Below are 17,174 nucleotides of genomic sequence, written 5' to 3'. Positions count from 1 at the left end.
ATTTAAAAAATAAAGTTATATGTTAAGAATATCGGTTTTAATACCACTGTTACTTTCTTTATATGCCTGTAAACCAAAACAGGTCGTCACAAAAGATGTTCAGATTGCTTTTATAGCCGATGTTCATTTGCAGGATATTTTTGCAAAATTTGAAGACAATACTTATCAAGGCATAAAAAATCCGGTAACGGGTGAATATGCCAATATTAGAACGATGAATGCGCAATTGCATTCGACCAGAATTTTCAACGAGAATTATTTTGCCTTTTTAGAAGCACTGAATGATATTTCAAAAAAGGGAATTAAACAAGTCGTGCTTCCCGGTGATTTTAGCGATGACGGACAACCAGTTCATGTTAGAGGGTTAAGAAATATTCTGGATCAATATTCAAAAGAAAAAGGCATGTCGTTTTTTGTAACAACAGGAAATCATGATGCTGTCAAACCTTTTGCACAAGAAGCCATCAAAACAGATTTTCTGGGAAAAGACGGAAAAGAGCAAATTATCAGTAGCTCCGGAACCAATTTTAAGAAAGAAGAAAATGCATTAGAACCTATTATTTCAGCCGATATAAAAAATTGGGGATACAAAGAAACCATGCAGGAAATGGCTGCTTTCGGATTTTTTCCACAAAAGAATTATCTCTATTGGGAAACTCCTTTTTCAAATTATACTTATGAAAATTATACTTTAGAAAAAGCGATGGCTGAATCTGTTTTGGGAAAAAGGATTTACACCATTAAAAACACTAATTTATCACTTCCTGATGCGAGTTATTTAGTTGAACCCATCAAAGGAATCTGGCTGTTGGCAATAGATGCAAATGTTTATGTTCCTAATAAAAAACTGTCAGGTGTGGCAGATAATCCAAATGATTTTTCGGGAGCCAGTATTGGTTATAATAATGTGCTTCTTTACAAAAGTCATTTAATAGACTGGGTAAAAAAAGTCGCTATAGAAGCCCGACAAAAAGGAAAAATATTGATTGCCTTTAGTCATTATCCCATGGTTGATTTTAATGATGATGCCTCTCCAGAGTTAAAACAATTGTTTGGAGCTGATAAAATGCAATTATCCAGAGTTCCTGTTGAAGAAATAGCCCGGACATTTGCTGATGCAGGTATTCAGATTCATTTTGGCGGCCATATGCACATTAACGATACGGGAGTGCGCACCACACCAAAAGGCAATACGCTTTTTAATATTCAGACACCATCGTTGGCAGCTTATATGCCCGCTTATAAAATCTTGACCATTCATTCTGATTCAGATTTCGAGGTAGAAACCGTTGTCGTTGGTACTGTTCCAAAATTTAATAGTTTATTTGCTTTTTATGAAGAGGAATATGCTCATTTACAAAAGGTAAAAAGTCCTGCCATTTGGAACAAAGAGATTTTAAAGGCAAAAGATTATAAGGAGTTTACAGAATGGCATTTAAAAGAACTGGTACGTCTTCGGTTTTTACCTGAAGATTTTCCGGCTGCATTTTTAACATCAATTCTAAATCTTTCCGGCAAGGATTTATCGTATATCAATAAAAATACTTCAGAAATTGATGTCGCATTAAAATCAAATGGACTAACGAAAGAAGATCTTGATTCCTGGATCGGTTTTGATATGATTTTTGATTTTTACAGATTAAAAAATGCCGATGAATTAGCTATTCCTGAAATAGGGCGCAGCAGATTAAAACAGTACGAAATTGTATGTGCGGCATTAGAAAAATCAAACGATGAGAAGCTGGTTTTATGGGCTAAAATATTTTTGAAAACAATAAAAGGAGAGCCTGCAGATCATTTTAGAATTGACTTAAGAAATAATAAAATTGATAGAATAAATCCTTAAGAGTAATAACTAACTATTAATAAAACTGTAAATTGCAGTATAACTTTTTATATGAGACAGAATCCTTACATTATTTTTCTTTGTTTAATCGTATTTTATTATTCGCATTCGCAGAATATAAAATTTACGCATTATAATGACAATAATGGTTTGTCTCATAATTCGGTAAGACATATTGTGCAGGATAAAAAAGGTTTTTTGTGGTTTGGAACTTTTTCAGGTTTGAATCGTTTTGATGGATATCAGTTTAAAAATTATATGAGTTATTCACCAGGCACGAATAAATTGTATAATGATGACATAACCGCATTAGAATTGGATGAAGATTCTAATAATTTATGGATAGGAACCAGAAAAGGCCTTACACTTTTTAAATTGGACACTCAGGTTTTTACCACTTTTTTTTCCAAAAAAGACGATCCTAATAGTTTACCGGAAGAAGAAATTCGATCCGTTTATGTTGATAAATTTAAAAGAGTCTGGGTAGGTACTAAAACTAAGGGCGTTTACCTGTTTTATTTGAAAGGAAACCGATTTGAAAAGATTCCAATCAAGGGATTTGATTATGTAAAAGAAATTTTTGAAGATAAAAAAGGAAATATCTGGATAGGTAGTTATGAAAATGGATCTGTAGCAAAAATTGCCATGGATGCAAAAGGTGCTATTGTAAGAATTAATGAGTACACGCTTCTTGTTCCTAATTCTAATGCGAAGAATCCGTACGTTAATTTTATTTATGAAGATGCCAAGTCAGATATTTTTATAGGAACGCGTCAAGGGCTGTATAAATTAGATAAAAAAACCGATCAATTTGTAAATTTATATATTGAAGACAAGGAAATTAGAGGAAGTTTAGGTCCGTATTTTTTGTCAGTTGCCCGAGCTCAGGACGGTAAGTATTGGGTGGGTACTTTAGGAGGATTACTGGTGTGCAAGAATTTGGAAGATATTCAAAAAGGAAATTACAAATGGTATTATTCCATATTATCAGAAGATACATCTATCGTTGATAATTTAATTTCGTCATTATATTTTGACGCATCCGGAGTACTATGGATAGGAACAGAAGACGGACTGGATAAATTTGATCCATATGAAAATCAGTTTACACTCAATAAAGACATATCCCATCACATAGGTAATCAAGCTCCGCGTATAAGAGGTTTTGCAAAAACATTTGACAAAAAAGTAATTGTCGCAACCAGTCATAGCGGACTTTTTATATCTAATGCCAAAGGTTTTAAGCCATTGTACAATAATGACAAGGATATCGCCAGTATTTATTCGGATGATGGAAAGATTTTTTATTGCGGTCTTTGGAATGGTAATCTGATGGTATATAATTATGCAACTAATTCTTCAAAAGAAATCTCCCTTGGCTTTGAATCCTCTGCAGTATTTGCTTTTTGTAAAATTGGACCACAAACGATGATGGTAGGCTCTTTTGGAGAAGGAGCTGTTATTATTAACACTAACACACTGGAAGTTCAGTCGTCCAAAGGTAAATTATTGCCTGGTTTCCAGGTTAATGCTATAGAAAAAGACACTAAAAACAATATCTGGTTTGCAACAGAAACAGGTGTAGTGAGATACAACAATACATCAGGAAAAATAGAAACCTATAAGTCTCTTTCCAAAAAAGAAAATGGCGCTCCATACGATGATAACGTAAGTGATGTTATGATCGATAAAAAAGGAAAAATATGGGCTTCCACGCGGTATGGCCTATGCGTTTATGAGCCTTCAAAAAACAATTTTAAAACAATCTCACATTTTAAGGAACTCTCCGGAAAATGGGTTACGGATATGTTATCTGATACTAACGGAAATTTATGGTTAAACATAAACAACAATAGTATTGCATGGGTAAATGCTAATCTAAAAGAGATTAATATCTATCATGTAAACAGTGGTAACAGACTGGATGTTTTTAGCTCAAGCGGTTTTTTTAATTTTGATAATTCTAATATTTATCTGGGTGGTAAAAACGGTATTATTACTTTTTCTCCACACGCAATGAAGAGAAATAATTGGTCGCCGGAACCTGTTATAACCGAATTTAAAATTCAGAATGAAGAGGTATTTCCCAACATGGAAATAAATGGTCAAATTCCGCTGTTACAAGATTTTAATTACGGTAAAAAGGCAGAACTCAATTATAAAAACCGAAATTTTTCGCTTCAGTTTTCGACTCCTTCATTTGTAAATGAAAAGCTAAATAAGTTTCAATATATGCTCGAAGGTTTTGACAAACATTGGATTACCGCCAACAGTAACTCCAGAATTGTTCAGTATACCAACCTGTATCCGGGCAAATATGTTTTTAAAATAAAATCGTGTAACAGTGATGGAAATTGGAGTAAGGAAGTATCATACCAAATTAGAATTCTTCCTCCTTTTTGGTTAACTCCGACATCATTTATACTGTTTATATTACTATTAGCCTGTATTTTTTATTTTATCAGAAAAGAAATAAAAAATCGCATCCGACTAAAACAAGAACTGCTGACAGAAAAAGTAAACAGAGAGCATGACATCAAGCTCAATAATGAAAAATTACGTTTTTTTACTAATATCTCGCATGAGCTAAGAACGCCGTTGACACTTATTTTGGGCCCTGCCAAACAATTATTAGATGAGAATAACAGCAACGCAACCGAATATGAAAAAAGCCGTTACAATCTAATTTATCAAAATGCAAGCAGATTGCTAAATCTGGTCAATCAGGTACTCGATTTTAGAAAAGCACAGTCTGGAGAATTAAAACTTAAAGTTTCAAAAACAGACATTCTTGCCTATTCAAAAAATATTTTCGATTCTTATAAAGAGTTAGCCTACAACAAGAAAATTAAATTAAATTTTACTTCTGGAGTTGATACTATTACCGGCTGGATCGACAACGATAAATACGATAAGATTCTTTATAATCTGTTGTCTAATGCCTTGAAATTCACCAATAAATACGGAAATGTAGATTTGTTTATTAATCTTAAAGAAGGTCCGGAAGATTTCCTGATTATACAGGTTAGTGATGATGGTATTGGAATTCCCTTAAAAAGTCAGGAAAAAATCTTTAAACGATTCTATCAGGCTTCCAACAGTAAAGCAAATAATACAGGTTCTGGTATTGGTCTATCATTGGTAAAATCTCTTGTAGCCATTCATAAAGGAATAATAACGGTAGAAAGTACACCTGGCAAAGGCAGTACCTTTAGAGTTGAAATTCCGATACAGCGAAGTTCTTATGATACCAAAGAAGTGTTTGAATATGCTTTGAAAAATGATAATCTAAGTATGCTCATTCCTGAAAAAGCAGCCAAAAAAATTATTCAGAATACAGATTTAAAGGAAAAAATATTAGTGATTGAAGACAATATCGAACTTAGAAAATACTTAGTCGATTATCTGTCTGATTACTATAAAGTTTACGATGCCGAAAATGGAGAGGAAGGCCTGAAAATATGCAGGCAAATAAAACCAATTTTGTGTGTTGCAGATGTCATGATGCCGGTTATGGACGGATTAGAATTTTGCAGACAATTAAAAAGTGATGAATTTATCAGTCATATTCCTGTTGTTCTTTTAACTGCACTTGCCGAAAATACAGATAAAGTAAAAGGATATGACATGGGAGCCGATAGTTATTTAGTCAAACCTTTTGAACCGTTACTGCTAAAAACAGTTATTGAAAATATTATTAAATCACGTTTAGAATTGAAAGTAAAGTTCTCTGGTGAAATAGAAAGTAAAATAAGTTTGTTAACCCATTCTCCGATCGATGAAGAGTTTATGGAGAAAATTACAGCTTTGATCAATGATAATCTGAGCGAAGAAGATTTGTCAACAGAATTTTTATGTGATAAATTGGGCGTTAGCTCGTCTAAATTATACAGGAAAATCAAGGAATTGACTGATTTGGCTCCAAACGAGTTTATCAGAACAATTCGTTTAAAAAAATCAGCAGAGCTTTTAAAAACCAAAAAATATAACGTTTCTGAAGTGACCAACTTAGTAGGTTTTAATGATCCATTATATTTTAGCAGATGTTTCAAAAAGCAGTTTGGTTTTCCTCCAAGCAAGCTGATTAATTAAATAAAATTCCAATTTTTTAAATTCCAAATTCCAACCTCGAGAAGAATTTAGAATTTATTTTTTGGAATTTATTTTTAATTACCCCATTGGTTCGTAGAGGCGCACAGCAGTGCGTCTCCGCAAAGTGAAATCAAATCCCAAATTTTTTCAAATTCCAATTTTTCAAATTCCAAATTCCAATTCAAAGTGTAATTGGAATTTGGAATTTCTTTTTTGGATTTTTTTTTAATGATTTCCCCATTGGTTTATCGTAGAGGCGCACAGCAGTGCGAAATCAAATTCCAATTTTTCAAATTCCAAATTCCAACCCAATAGTAATTTGGAATTTGGAATTTTTTTATTGGAATTTAAAAAAATCAAATCTGATTTTTTTTCACAATTATTTATCACAAAAATCACATTAATTTAAAATCTATCCATGTTTTTGATGTATTAATCCATTTTGTTTTTGCTTGATACTTCTATTTTTGTCTTGTAACAATTAATTTAAATCTTATGAAAAAACCAATTGACACTGACAATCCGCTGAACAATCTGGATGAATGGGAAGACGATTTGTTAATACGATATCCAGACCCATCTGAACCTGTAAAAGAAAAAGAAGAGTTTAGAAATTATGTCGATTCAGAAAGAGTGGAAACCGTTAAGGAGTTTTATAGAATAAATCATACCTATCAAACTTATGACTTTGTTTGCAGTAAAGAAGATGAATTTTTACAGTTCAATAAAAAAGAAATGTCAATTTGGGAAGCTGTTGATTTCTTAAATACCCTTGTAGACGATAGTGATCCGGATATTGATTTGGACCAGACACAGCATCTTTTGCAAACTTCAGAAGCCATTAGGGCAGACGGTCACCCGGACTGGTTTGTACTAACAGGTTTTATACATGATCTTGGTAAAATTTTATGCTTGTTTGGCGAACCGCAATGGGCCGTTGTTGGAGATACTTTTCCGGTAGGATGTTCCTATTCTGATAAAATTGTATATCCTGAATTTTTCAAAGAAAATCCGGATTATACAGATGAAAGATTCAATACGAAATTAGGCGTTTATACTCAAAATTGCGGACTGGATAAAGTAAAAATGAGTTGGGGACATGATGAATATTTATATCAGATCATGAAAGATTATCTTCCGGATCCGGCCTTATATATGATTCGATACCATTCTTTCTATTCACAGCACAAAGAAAATGCCTATGCACATTTAATGAATGAAAAAGATATAGAAATGTTTGACTGGGTTCGAAAATTTAACCCATATGACTTATATACAAAGGCACCGGTTAAACCAGATGTTAAAGCATTGTTGCCTTATTATAAAGAATTAGTTGCTAAATATTTACCGGAGAAAATGAAGTTTTAAGTAAACTTCCTTATTTCAACTTTTTCTTCTTCAGCATCTGGAGAATTAAACTACTAACTAAATGCAGAAAATCAAAACCACCATACTTTTACTAACTCTTTTTGTAATTACGACTGTTTTAGGACAGGAAAATAAAGACAGAAACGATTGGGAAAATCCCGAAGTATTTCAGATTAATAAAGAACCCGCACGAGCGGCATTTCTTCCTTATGCAGATGAAACTTCAGCCATAAGCGATAAATACGAAAACTCACCCTGGTATTTTTCTTTAAACGGTAAATGGAAATTTTCCTGGTCGCCCACACCGGATCAGCGTCCGAAAGATTTCTATAAACAGGATTTCAGTACTTTGCATTGGAAAGAATTGCAAGTTCCTTCTAACTGGGAATTAAACGGTTATGGTATTCCAATTTATACCAATATTACGTATCCTTTTGAAAAAAATCCGCCTTTTATTAATCATTGGGATAATCCTGTCGGTTCTTATAAAAAAGATTTTGTTCTGTCAGAGAACTGGAATAATCGTCATGTATTTCTTCATTTTGAAGCCGGAACATCGGCTATGTACATATGGGTAAATGGACAAAAAGTAGGATACACTGAAAACACTAAAAGTCCGGCAGAATTTGATATTACGAAATATTTAAAAGCCGGAAATAATACTTTGGCAGTTGAAGTTTACCGATGGAGTGATGGATCTTATCTTGAAGATCAGGATTTCTGGAGACTTTCAGGAATTGACAGAAATGTTTATTTATACAGTACTAATGACATTCGTATTGCAGATTTTTTTGCAAAACCTGATTTAGATTCCAATTACAAAAACGGAAGCTTAAATGTAGATATTACTTTAAAAAATCTTAGTTCTGCAGCAATCAACAATAAAAAGATAGAAGCTAAATTGGTAGATGCTTCAGGTAAAAATATTTTCACCAAAATAGTGCAAGTAGATTCTGAGGCCAATAAAACGCAGACAATTACTTTTTCTCAAAATGTATCCAGTCCAAAATTATGGAGCAACGAAACGCCCCATTTATATACACTGGTACTTTCGTTAAAAAATGAAAAAGGGAGTATAATTGAAACAGTGGGGACACAAATCGGATTCAGAAAAGTAGAACTCAAAGGAGGACAATTACTGGTAAACGGAGTCAGATTAATGGTTCATGGCGTGAATATTCACGAACATAATCCGGTAACGGGACATTTTCAGGATGAAGCCACCATGATGAAAGATATTAAGATGATGAAACAGCTGAATATCAATTCGGTTCGCTGCAGTCATTATCCGAATAATGTTTTATGGGTAAAATTGTGTAATAAATATGGTTTGTTTCTGGTTGATGAAGCCAATATTGAAAGTCACGGAATGGGAGTAGAGGGACAGCCTCTTATTTATATGAATCCAAAAACTAATCCTGGTCATCTTCCGGAATGGAGAGAAGCACATCTGGACAGAATTTATAGTCTTGTTGAAAGAGATAAAAATGCTCCATCGGTAATTCTTTGGTCATTAGGTAATGAAAGTGCCAACGGACCTGTATTTCATGAAGCTTACAAATGGATTAAAAAGAGAGATAATACGCGATTGGTTCAGTTTGAACAGGCTAAAGAAAACGAAAATACAGATATTGTCTGCCCAATGTATCCTACAATTGCCTATATGAAAGAATATGCGGCCCGTAAAGAAGTTGCCCGTCCGTATATTATGTGTGAGTATTCGCATGCCATGGGAAACAGCAGCGGTAATTTTCAGGAATACTGGGACATTATTCGCAGCAGTAAAAACATGCAGGGTGGATTTATTTGGGACTGGGTAGATCAGGGGTTTGAAGCGAAAGATGAAGTTGGACGCAAATATTGGGCTTACGGAGGAGATTTGGGAAGTCAAAACTACACAAATGATGAAAATTTTTGTCATAACGGATTGGTTTATGCCGACAGAACACCGCATCCGGGTGCCTTTGAAGTAAAAAAAGTATATCAGGATATTTTATTCGAAGCCGTTGATGTAAAAAATGGAGTCATTGAAATCATAAACGATTTTGGGTTTACCAATTTGAATCAGTACAATTTCAAATATCAGGTTTTGGAAAACGGAAAAATTATAAAAGAAGGCGACATAGATGTTGCTTTAAATCCAAAATCAAAAAAAACAATTTAAACTGGATTTGCCCAAATTACAATCAAAAGAAGGAACAGAATATTTGTTGAATGTTTTTGCTTACACTAAAACAGGTTCAGCGTTATTGCCTCAGAATTTTGAAATTGCCAAAGAGCAGTTTGTAATTAATGATGGAGACTATTTTGCACAATCAAAAAAGGCAAATGCGGCTAAAATTCAGGATGAAAAAGACCAGTTTGTATTGACTTCGGATAATGTTATTGTGAAAATAAGTAAGTCAACAGGATTAATTTCTTATTACAGTTTAAAAGGCGAGGAGTACTTTAAACAATATCCGGAACCCAATTTCTGGAGAGCACCCACTGATAATGATATTGGGAATAAAATGCAAATCAGAACGAATGTATGGAGAACAGCAGGTAAGAACACGACTTTAGAAAGCATTCAGCAGACGGAGGAAGATGGAAAAGAATATGTGATTGCTAAATTAAGGCTGAATGATGTTGCTTCTGATTATACAATCAAATATTTGCTGGGAAATGATGACGCTTTAGAAATACAAGCTTCTTATAAAAAAGGGAGTAATTCGGTACCAGAAATGCCTCGTTTCGGAATGATTTTCTCTTTAAAAAACAGCTATGAAAACCTGGATTATTATGGAAGAGGACCATTAGAAAATTATCCCGATAGAAATACAGCATCATTGAAAGGAATTTACGAAAGTAAAGTTGCAGATCAGTATGTGCCTTACACACGCCCGCAGGAAAATGGATATAAAACTGATATTCGCTGGTTCAAACTTTCAAATAATAGCGCAAATGGATTAGAAATAAAAGGGTTACAACCTTTAGGTATGAGCACTTTGAATAACTATCCGAGTGATTTTGATGGTGGAATTTCTAAAAAAAATATTCATTCCAGTGATATTACACCTCGCAATGAAGTGGTGGTTTGTGTTGATTTAACACAGCGGGGAGTAGGAGGAGACAACAGCTGGGGATTACCTCCGCACGAGCAATACGTATTGACAAAAAGTGAATACAGCTACGGATTTATCATTAAACCAATAAAATAAGTTTACAGTCTCAGTCTCAGTGTTCAGTTTGCAGTAACTACTAAACACTGAGACTGAACACTGAGACTGAACACTGCGACTGGCACTGTAACCGTGACTGAAAACTGTGACTGTGACTGTGACTGAGACTGAGACTGAGACTGAGACTGAGACTGAAAACTGCGACTGAACACTAATAAACTGAAAACTAAAAAATGAGTAACACTACAAACAACAGATTAATTTCTTTAGATGTTCTAAGAGGGTTTGTCATGTTTTGGATTATGAGCGGCGAACATATTATACATGCACTGGCAAAGGCTGCGCCAATTCCTGTTTTTATCTGGATGTCGTCTCAATTACACCATGCAGAGTGGAACGGTATTACGTTTTATGATATGATATTTCCAGTTTTTCTGTTTGTTGCAGGAATTTCAATGCCGTATTCTTTTGAGAAAAAATTGAGTATCGCAGGCGTAAAAACACCAAATGAATTACCATCAAAAGAAAAACAAAAAATATACTTATCGATGTTACGACGAACCTGCATTTTATTGTTTCTGGGTTTTGTTGTAAACGGATTATTAAGGTTTGATGGTTTCGACCAAACCCGTTTTGCCAGTGTACTTGGCCGCATTGGACTTGCCTGGTTTTTTGCAGGGCTTATTTATTTAAATTTTAATCTGAAGCAACAGCTTATTTGGTTTGCGGCTATTTTGGCAGGCTATTATTTAGCTATGAAATTAGTTCCCGTTCCGGATTTTGGAGCAGGTGTTTTAACTAAAGCAGGTTCATTAGAAGCATATATAGACCGTTTGTTTTTACCGGGAAGATTACACAGTAAGGTTTATGATCCGGAAGGATTGTTTTCGACAATACCAGCCATTGCCACAGCTTTGCTCGGTGTATTTTTAGGCACTTTTTTAAGAGCAAAAAATCACTTTTCAGCAGGCAAAAAACTGGCAATATTGATTCTTTCTGCACTTGTTTTAATAGGTATAGGAATTCTTTGGGATTATGATTTTCCTATTAATAAACATTTGTGGACGAGCTCGTTTGTATGTTTTGTAGGCGGATTTAGTATTTTGTTTTTTACTTTTTTTTATCTGATTATCGATCTTTTAGGATTTCAAAATTGGGCCTTTCCATTACTATTAATCGGTTCAAATTCTATTTTGATTTATATGGCAGCTGAAGGGCTGGTAGATTTTAAGCATACCGCCGAATATGTTTTTGGAGGAATTATAAAGTTCCTGCCGCTCATCTGGCAACCGGTTTTTACCACTTTATCAGTAACGATAGTGCAGCTCATGCTGCTTTATTTTCTCTATAAGAAAAAATGGTTTTTGAAAGTCTAAATAAAAACATGTATAAAATACCAGAGTATCAAATAAACTAATATTAATAGGAAAGAAATAAACTGTTTTAAGTTTCAAAAAACGTTAAAGACTTGTTTAGATAAAGGCTTTAGCTGAAATCTAAATATTTAAACTGCTGACTAACCAAAAAATAACCACACCATTATGAATGTATTACAAACCGCAGACTATATTGTTTTTCTTATTTATTTTGTAATCGTTTCATCCTACGGAATGTATATTTACAGAAGTAAAAAAAATGCCTCTACCAGTTCAAATGAATATTTTTTAGCCGAAGGTTCTCTCACCTGGTGGGCTATCGGAGCCTCTCTGATCGCCTCTAATATTTCGGCAGAACATTTTATCGGGATGAGTGGTTCCGGTTTTGCCATTGGGTTGGCGATTGCTTCTTACGAATGGATGTCAGCCGCAACATTAATTGTAGTGGCAATGTTCATTTTACCAGTCTATCTTAAAAACAAGATATTTACAATGCCGCAATTTTTGGCAAAAAGATATAATGGTACAGTAAGTACTATAATGGCAATAATTTGGCTGTTGATTTATGTATTTGTAAATCTTACTTCTATTATTTATTTAGGTGCTCTGGCAATTTCATCGATAGCACCTGTTAGTTTTCAATTATGCGTTATCGGACTGAGTTTGTTCTCTATCATCGTTACTTTGGGGGGAATGAAAGTAATAGGATATACTGATATTTTTCAGGTTATCGTATTGATTTTGGGAGGTTTGGTAACCACTTATTTGTCCCTAACGTTATTGTCAGAACAATTTGGATTCGGGAAAGATATTCTAAAAGGACTTTTAGTTTTAAAACAGGAAGCACCGGATCATTTGCATATGATATTAGATAAATCAAGCCCGCATTATGCTGAATTGCCCGGAATCTCAGTACTCGTAGGTGGTATGCTGATCAATAATCTCGCCTATTGGGGTTGTAATCAATACATTGTGCAAAGAGCTTTAGGAGCCGATTTAAAAACAGCCCGAAAAGGAATTTTATTTGCTGCTTTTTTAAAATTATTAGTTCCAATTATTGCGGTTTTACCTGGTATTGCAATGTATGTCATGCACCAAAACGGAATGTTCCAAAAAGAAATGATCGATGCAGCCGGAGTTTTAAAACCAGATCAGGCATATCCAACCTTAATGAATTTATTGCCTGCGGGATTAAAAGGAGTAGCACTGGCTGCTTTAACAGCAGCAATTGTAGCTTCTCTTGCTGGTAAAGCCAATAGTATCTCAACAATTTTTTCTTTAGATATTTATAAAAAATATTTTAATAAAGAAGCATCTGAAAGAAAATTGGTACTTACCGGAAGATGGGTTGTCGTAGCAGCCATGTTTATTGCTGCGCTCGTTGCTCCGGCTTTAAAATCATTAGATCAGGCGTATCAGTTTATACAGGAATATGTTGGCTTCTTTTCACCTGGAGTTTTGGCTATTTTCTTATTGGGAATGTTTTGGAAAAAGACAACTGCTTCGGCCGGACTTGCAGGCGCATTGCTTACCGTACCTATTGCGGCAGTTTTAAAATTTTTACCTGTATGGACAAATGGTGCTTTTCCTGATTACCCGTTTTTAGACAGAATGACCATTGCTTTCTTTTTAATTGTGATCATGATGGTACTAATTAGTCTTTTAAAACCTGAACCGAAACTGGAACATGAAGCACATAAAATAGAGGTAGATACAGCAATGTTTAAAGTCTCTTCAGAGTTTATCGTTGGATCCTTTATAATCTGCGGAATCTTAGTAGCTTTATATACAGTATTTTGGTAAGCGTCCTCTGTTAAATTTACAACTAAATAAGATTTAAGTATCTTTAAAAATAAAACTAATGATAAAGAAATCGATAACCTTTATAATTGCTTTTTGTTTTTCGCTGGCAATGACAGCACAAAAAGTATATGATGTTAAAAAATACGGAGCCAAAGGAGATGGTAAAACCAATGATGCAGCGGCGATTCAAAAAGCAATAGACGCTTGCAGCAAAACGGGTGGACGTGTTTTGCTGCCGGCACCGTTTACCTTTTTGGCAGGACCATTTGATGTAAAATCGGGAATTGATTTACATGTCGAAGCCGGAGCGAAACTATTGGCAAGTCCGGATGAAAAACTGTATACTAAAAGTGCTTTTCGTACAAATCCAGGAGAAGGCACTATCTGGATTGGCGGTGAAAATGTAGAAAATTTCAGCATTAGCGGAAGCGGAAAAATAGATGGAAACGGTATTTCTTTTATGGGAGAAGAATTGGAAGACTCTTATGTTTTAAAACCGTTTACAGTTTTAGACCCAAGGCCTCATGTTCTGACTATTATTGGTGGAAAAAACATTAGAATAAGAGATATTCACATAGGGAATTCGGCTTATTGGACCATTCATCTTGTGGGTTGTAATGATGTTGTGATCAGCGGAATTACATTATTAAACAGTTTAAAAGTCCGCAATAGCGATGGTATTGATTTAGATCATTCAAAAAATGTACGCATTAGCGACTGCTATATCGAAAGCGGTGACGATTGTATTTGTTTAAAAAACAGACGTGAATTTGAAGAGTTTGGTGCCTGCGAAAACATAACCGTTACCAATTGTACGATGACCAGCAGCAGCTGTGCCATCAAAATTGGTTCGGAAAACATGGATGCCATCAGGCAGGTAGTGTTTAATAATTGCATTATTAAAAACAGTAATCGCGCCTTAGGCATTCAAAATCGGGATGAAGGAACGGTAAGCGATATTATCTTTTCTAACATTATTATTGAAGCAAAACTCACTACTGATACCTGGTGGGGGAAAGCAGAACCTATATATGTTACGGCTTTCAGAAGAGCAAAAGGAAATCATAAAGATGCCAACTGGCGTTTTCCAAAAGGTGCCGTTGAAGGGAAAGTAGGTGTTATTAAAAACATCTATTTCAGTAATATTCAGTGTACAGGAGAAAATGGGGTTTACGTAAGTGCTGAATCAAAAGATAAAATAAATAATATTGTTTTTGATAATGTTAGTATTTTTATAGATAAAACAACCTCACATCAGGGTGGTATTTATGATCGTCGCCCTGCAGATATGGAAGGTTTTGTAAAAGGAAGTACATCAGGATTTTATTTTGATTCGGCAGAAAAAATCAAAATGCAAAACTGTTCAGTAGAATGGGGGAAAAACAGACCCGACTATTTTGCTTACGCAGTCGAAAGTAAAAATGTAGATTCACTTGTTATAAATAATTTAGAAGGCGAATCGGCTTTTCCGGATAAATTAAAAGCGGTCAAAAAATAATTAATTTAGAATGGAAAAGAACAGAAGTACAAAATTTATCATTTGCAGTCTTTTGCTTGGGAGTTTTTTAGCAAATTCCCAAAGTATCAATTTAGATGTGGATGCTGCCAAAGCTATCACGAAAATTCAGCCAACCATGTTTGGACTGTTTTTCGAGGACATTAATTTTGCAGCTGATGGCGGATTGTATGCCGAAATGATTAAAAACAGATCTTTTGAATTTGATAAACCCTTAATGGGATGGGAGCAGCCGAATACAAAAAGATCCTCCTTGAACAAAGAATCAGGTAGTGCAACGCCAATCGAAATAACAGCAAACAACACCAATTTTTGCAGAGTTGAAATCAATAATGCTACAGGATATGCCTTAATAAATGAAGGATTCAGAGGAATGGGCGTTAAAAAAGACGCGAAGTATAACCTTTCGTTAAAAGCATTAAATCAAGAGGGAAACATCAAAAAAATTATCATTCAACTGATTGATAAAGACCAAAAGGTTATTGGTGAAACGGTTATTGTGCCAACCTCTAAAGAATGGAAAACGTATACGTCACAATTTACAGCGACTCAAACTGAATCAAAAGCAAAATTAAAGATAACTTTTGAAGGCACCGGAACGATAGATTTAGATATGATTTCGCTTTTTCCGGAAGATACATGGAAAAATAGAAAAAATGGCTTGCGAAAAGATCTTGTACAGCTTTTGTATGATATGAAACCAGGATTTTTACGTTTTCCGGGCGGCTGTATTGTCGAAGGAAGAACTTTGGCAGATCGTTACCAATGGAAAAAATCTATAGGAAATGTTGAAGATAGAAAAACGATGATGAATCGCTGGAATGTAGAATTTAACCACAAACAAACTCCGGATTATTTTCAAAGTTTTGGACTGGGATTTTATGAATATTTTCAACTTTCAGAAGATATTGGTGCCACTCCGTTACCTATTTTAAGTTGTGGAATGGCTTGTCAGTACAATACAGGACAATTGGCTCCGCTTGAAGAATTAGATCCCTATGTGCAGGATGCTTTAGATTTAATTGAATTTGCAAATGGTTCAGAAGATACGGCATGGGGGAAACTCCGCTCAGATATGGGGCATCCAAAACCTTTTGGACTACAATATATTGGCGTTGGAAATGAGCAATGGGGACCGGATTATATTGACAGATATAAAGTGTTTGAAAAAGCGATAAAGGCAAAATATCCAAATATAATTATTGTCTCAGGAAGCGGACCTTCGCCAGATGGAGAACATTTTGATTATGCCATGCAGGAACTTAAAAAGTTAAATGCAGAAATTATTGATGAACATTATTATAAGAGTCCGCAATGGTTTAGAGGAAATGCGGCCCGTTATGATAATTATGACAGAAAAGGGCCAAAAATATTTGCTGGAGAATATGCTGCCCAAAGTGTTTCAGGAGCAAATCCAAATAATAGAAACAATTGGGAGTGCGCTTTTTCTGAAGCAGCTTTCATGACAGGATTAGAACGTAATGCCGAAGTGGTTAATTTAACTTCTTATGCACCGTTAATGGCGCACGAAGATGCCTGGCAATGGACACCGGATATGATTTGGTTCAATAATTTACAATCTTATGGTTCTGCCAATTACTATGTACAAAAGTTATTTTCGACGAATAAAGGAACCGATTTGTTGACTATTAGCAAAAACGGAGCGCCGCTTACCGGACAAAACAATTTGTATGCATCTGCAGTTAAAGACGCAAATTCAAAAGAAATAATTATTAAATTAGTCAATACATCTTCTGCAGCACAGGATGTTTCGATTAATTTTAAAGGAACAAAATTAATACCGGATGGAACTATAATAACGCTTACCAGTCCTGATTTACAAGATGAAAATACTTTTGCTGATCCTAAAAAAATAAGCCCGAAGGAAGCGAAATTTAAATCGGAAAAAGAGAAGGTTAAATTGAAATTACCTGCCTATTCGGTAAATGTTTTAAAATTAAAGATGAAATAATTTGAAATGCAGTTTTTGAATTCATCATTTCATGCACAAA

At 34.5% G+C, this 17,174-nt stretch carries 9 protein-coding genes; all 9 read left to right on the top strand.

Annotation, left to right across the window (positions count from 1 at the left end; all coding sequences use genetic code 11):
- Positions 1 to 19: 19 nt before the first annotated feature.
- The gene (locus tag IHE43_RS15645; RefSeq protein WP_192184759.1) at positions 20 to 1,846 is read left to right on the top strand and encodes a metallophosphoesterase; all 1,827 of its coding nucleotides are present in this window, start codon (positions 20 to 22) and stop codon (positions 1,844 to 1,846) included.
- Positions 1,847 to 1,897: 51 nt separating this feature from the next.
- Positions 1,898 to 5,938, top strand: coding sequence for a hybrid sensor histidine kinase/response regulator transcription factor (locus tag IHE43_RS15640; protein WP_192184758.1), 4,041 nt, complete (start codon positions 1,898 to 1,900; stop codon positions 5,936 to 5,938).
- A gap of 495 nt (positions 5,939 to 6,433) precedes the next feature.
- Complete coding sequence (locus tag IHE43_RS15635) at positions 6,434 to 7,306, top strand: inositol oxygenase family protein (RefSeq protein WP_192184757.1); 873 nt, start codon at positions 6,434 to 6,436, stop codon at positions 7,304 to 7,306.
- 61 nt (positions 7,307 to 7,367) lie between these two features.
- Positions 7,368 to 9,470 carry a glycoside hydrolase family 2 TIM barrel-domain containing protein gene (locus IHE43_RS15630; protein WP_225585144.1) on the top strand — a complete coding sequence of 701 codons (2,103 nt, stop codon included), beginning with the start codon at positions 7,368 to 7,370 and terminating at the stop codon, positions 9,468 to 9,470.
- A gap of 7 nt (positions 9,471 to 9,477) precedes the next feature.
- Complete coding sequence (locus tag IHE43_RS23680) at positions 9,478 to 10,506, top strand: hypothetical protein (RefSeq protein WP_225585143.1); 1,029 nt, start codon at positions 9,478 to 9,480, stop codon at positions 10,504 to 10,506.
- Positions 10,507 to 10,700: 194 nt separating this feature from the next.
- Positions 10,701 to 11,843 carry an acyltransferase family protein gene (locus tag IHE43_RS15625; protein WP_192184756.1) on the top strand — a complete coding sequence of 381 codons (1,143 nt, stop codon included), beginning with the start codon at positions 10,701 to 10,703 and terminating at the stop codon, positions 11,841 to 11,843.
- 165 nt (positions 11,844 to 12,008) lie between these two features.
- Positions 12,009 to 13,646: a sodium/sugar symporter gene (locus IHE43_RS15620; protein ID WP_192184755.1), complete on the top strand. Its 1,638-nt coding sequence runs from the start codon at positions 12,009 to 12,011 to the stop codon at positions 13,644 to 13,646.
- A gap of 58 nt (positions 13,647 to 13,704) precedes the next feature.
- Positions 13,705 to 15,144: a glycoside hydrolase family 28 protein gene (locus tag IHE43_RS15615; protein ID WP_192184754.1), complete on the top strand. Its 1,440-nt coding sequence runs from the start codon at positions 13,705 to 13,707 to the stop codon at positions 15,142 to 15,144.
- 10 nt (positions 15,145 to 15,154) lie between these two features.
- A complete protein-coding gene (locus IHE43_RS15610; protein ID WP_192184753.1) occupies positions 15,155 to 17,134 on the top strand; it encodes an alpha-L-arabinofuranosidase C-terminal domain-containing protein in 1,980 nt (659 codons plus the stop codon).
- The last annotated feature ends 40 nt before the right edge of the window (positions 17,135 to 17,174 follow it).

The organism is Flavobacterium sp. MDT1-60 (assembly GCF_014844035.1).
Lineage (GTDB): Bacteria > Bacteroidota > Bacteroidia > Flavobacteriales > Flavobacteriaceae > Flavobacterium.
Note: the sequence above shows the minus strand (reverse complement) of the source record. Positions and strands in the feature narration are given on the sequence as shown.

Excerpts from the sequence above, each read along its gene's own strand:
- IHE43_RS15625 (WP_192184756.1), top strand. The coding sequence starts at position 10,701 with ATGAGTAACACTACAAACAACAGATTAATTTCTTTAGATGTTCTAAGA.
- IHE43_RS15610 (WP_192184753.1), top strand. The coding sequence starts at position 15,155 with ATGGAAAAGAACAGAAGTACAAAATTTATCATTTGCAGTCTTTTGCTT.
- IHE43_RS15645 (WP_192184759.1), top strand. The coding sequence starts at position 20 with ATGTTAAGAATATCGGTTTTAATACCACTGTTACTTTCTTTATATGCC.
- IHE43_RS15630 (WP_225585144.1), top strand. The coding sequence starts at position 7,368 with ATGCAGAAAATCAAAACCACCATACTTTTACTAACTCTTTTTGTAATT.
- IHE43_RS15640 (WP_192184758.1), top strand. The coding sequence starts at position 1,898 with ATGAGACAGAATCCTTACATTATTTTTCTTTGTTTAATCGTATTTTAT.
- IHE43_RS15635 (WP_192184757.1), top strand. The coding sequence starts at position 6,434 with ATGAAAAAACCAATTGACACTGACAATCCGCTGAACAATCTGGATGAA.
- IHE43_RS15620 (WP_192184755.1), top strand. The coding sequence starts at position 12,009 with ATGAATGTATTACAAACCGCAGACTATATTGTTTTTCTTATTTATTTT.
- IHE43_RS15615 (WP_192184754.1), top strand. The coding sequence starts at position 13,705 with ATGATAAAGAAATCGATAACCTTTATAATTGCTTTTTGTTTTTCGCTG.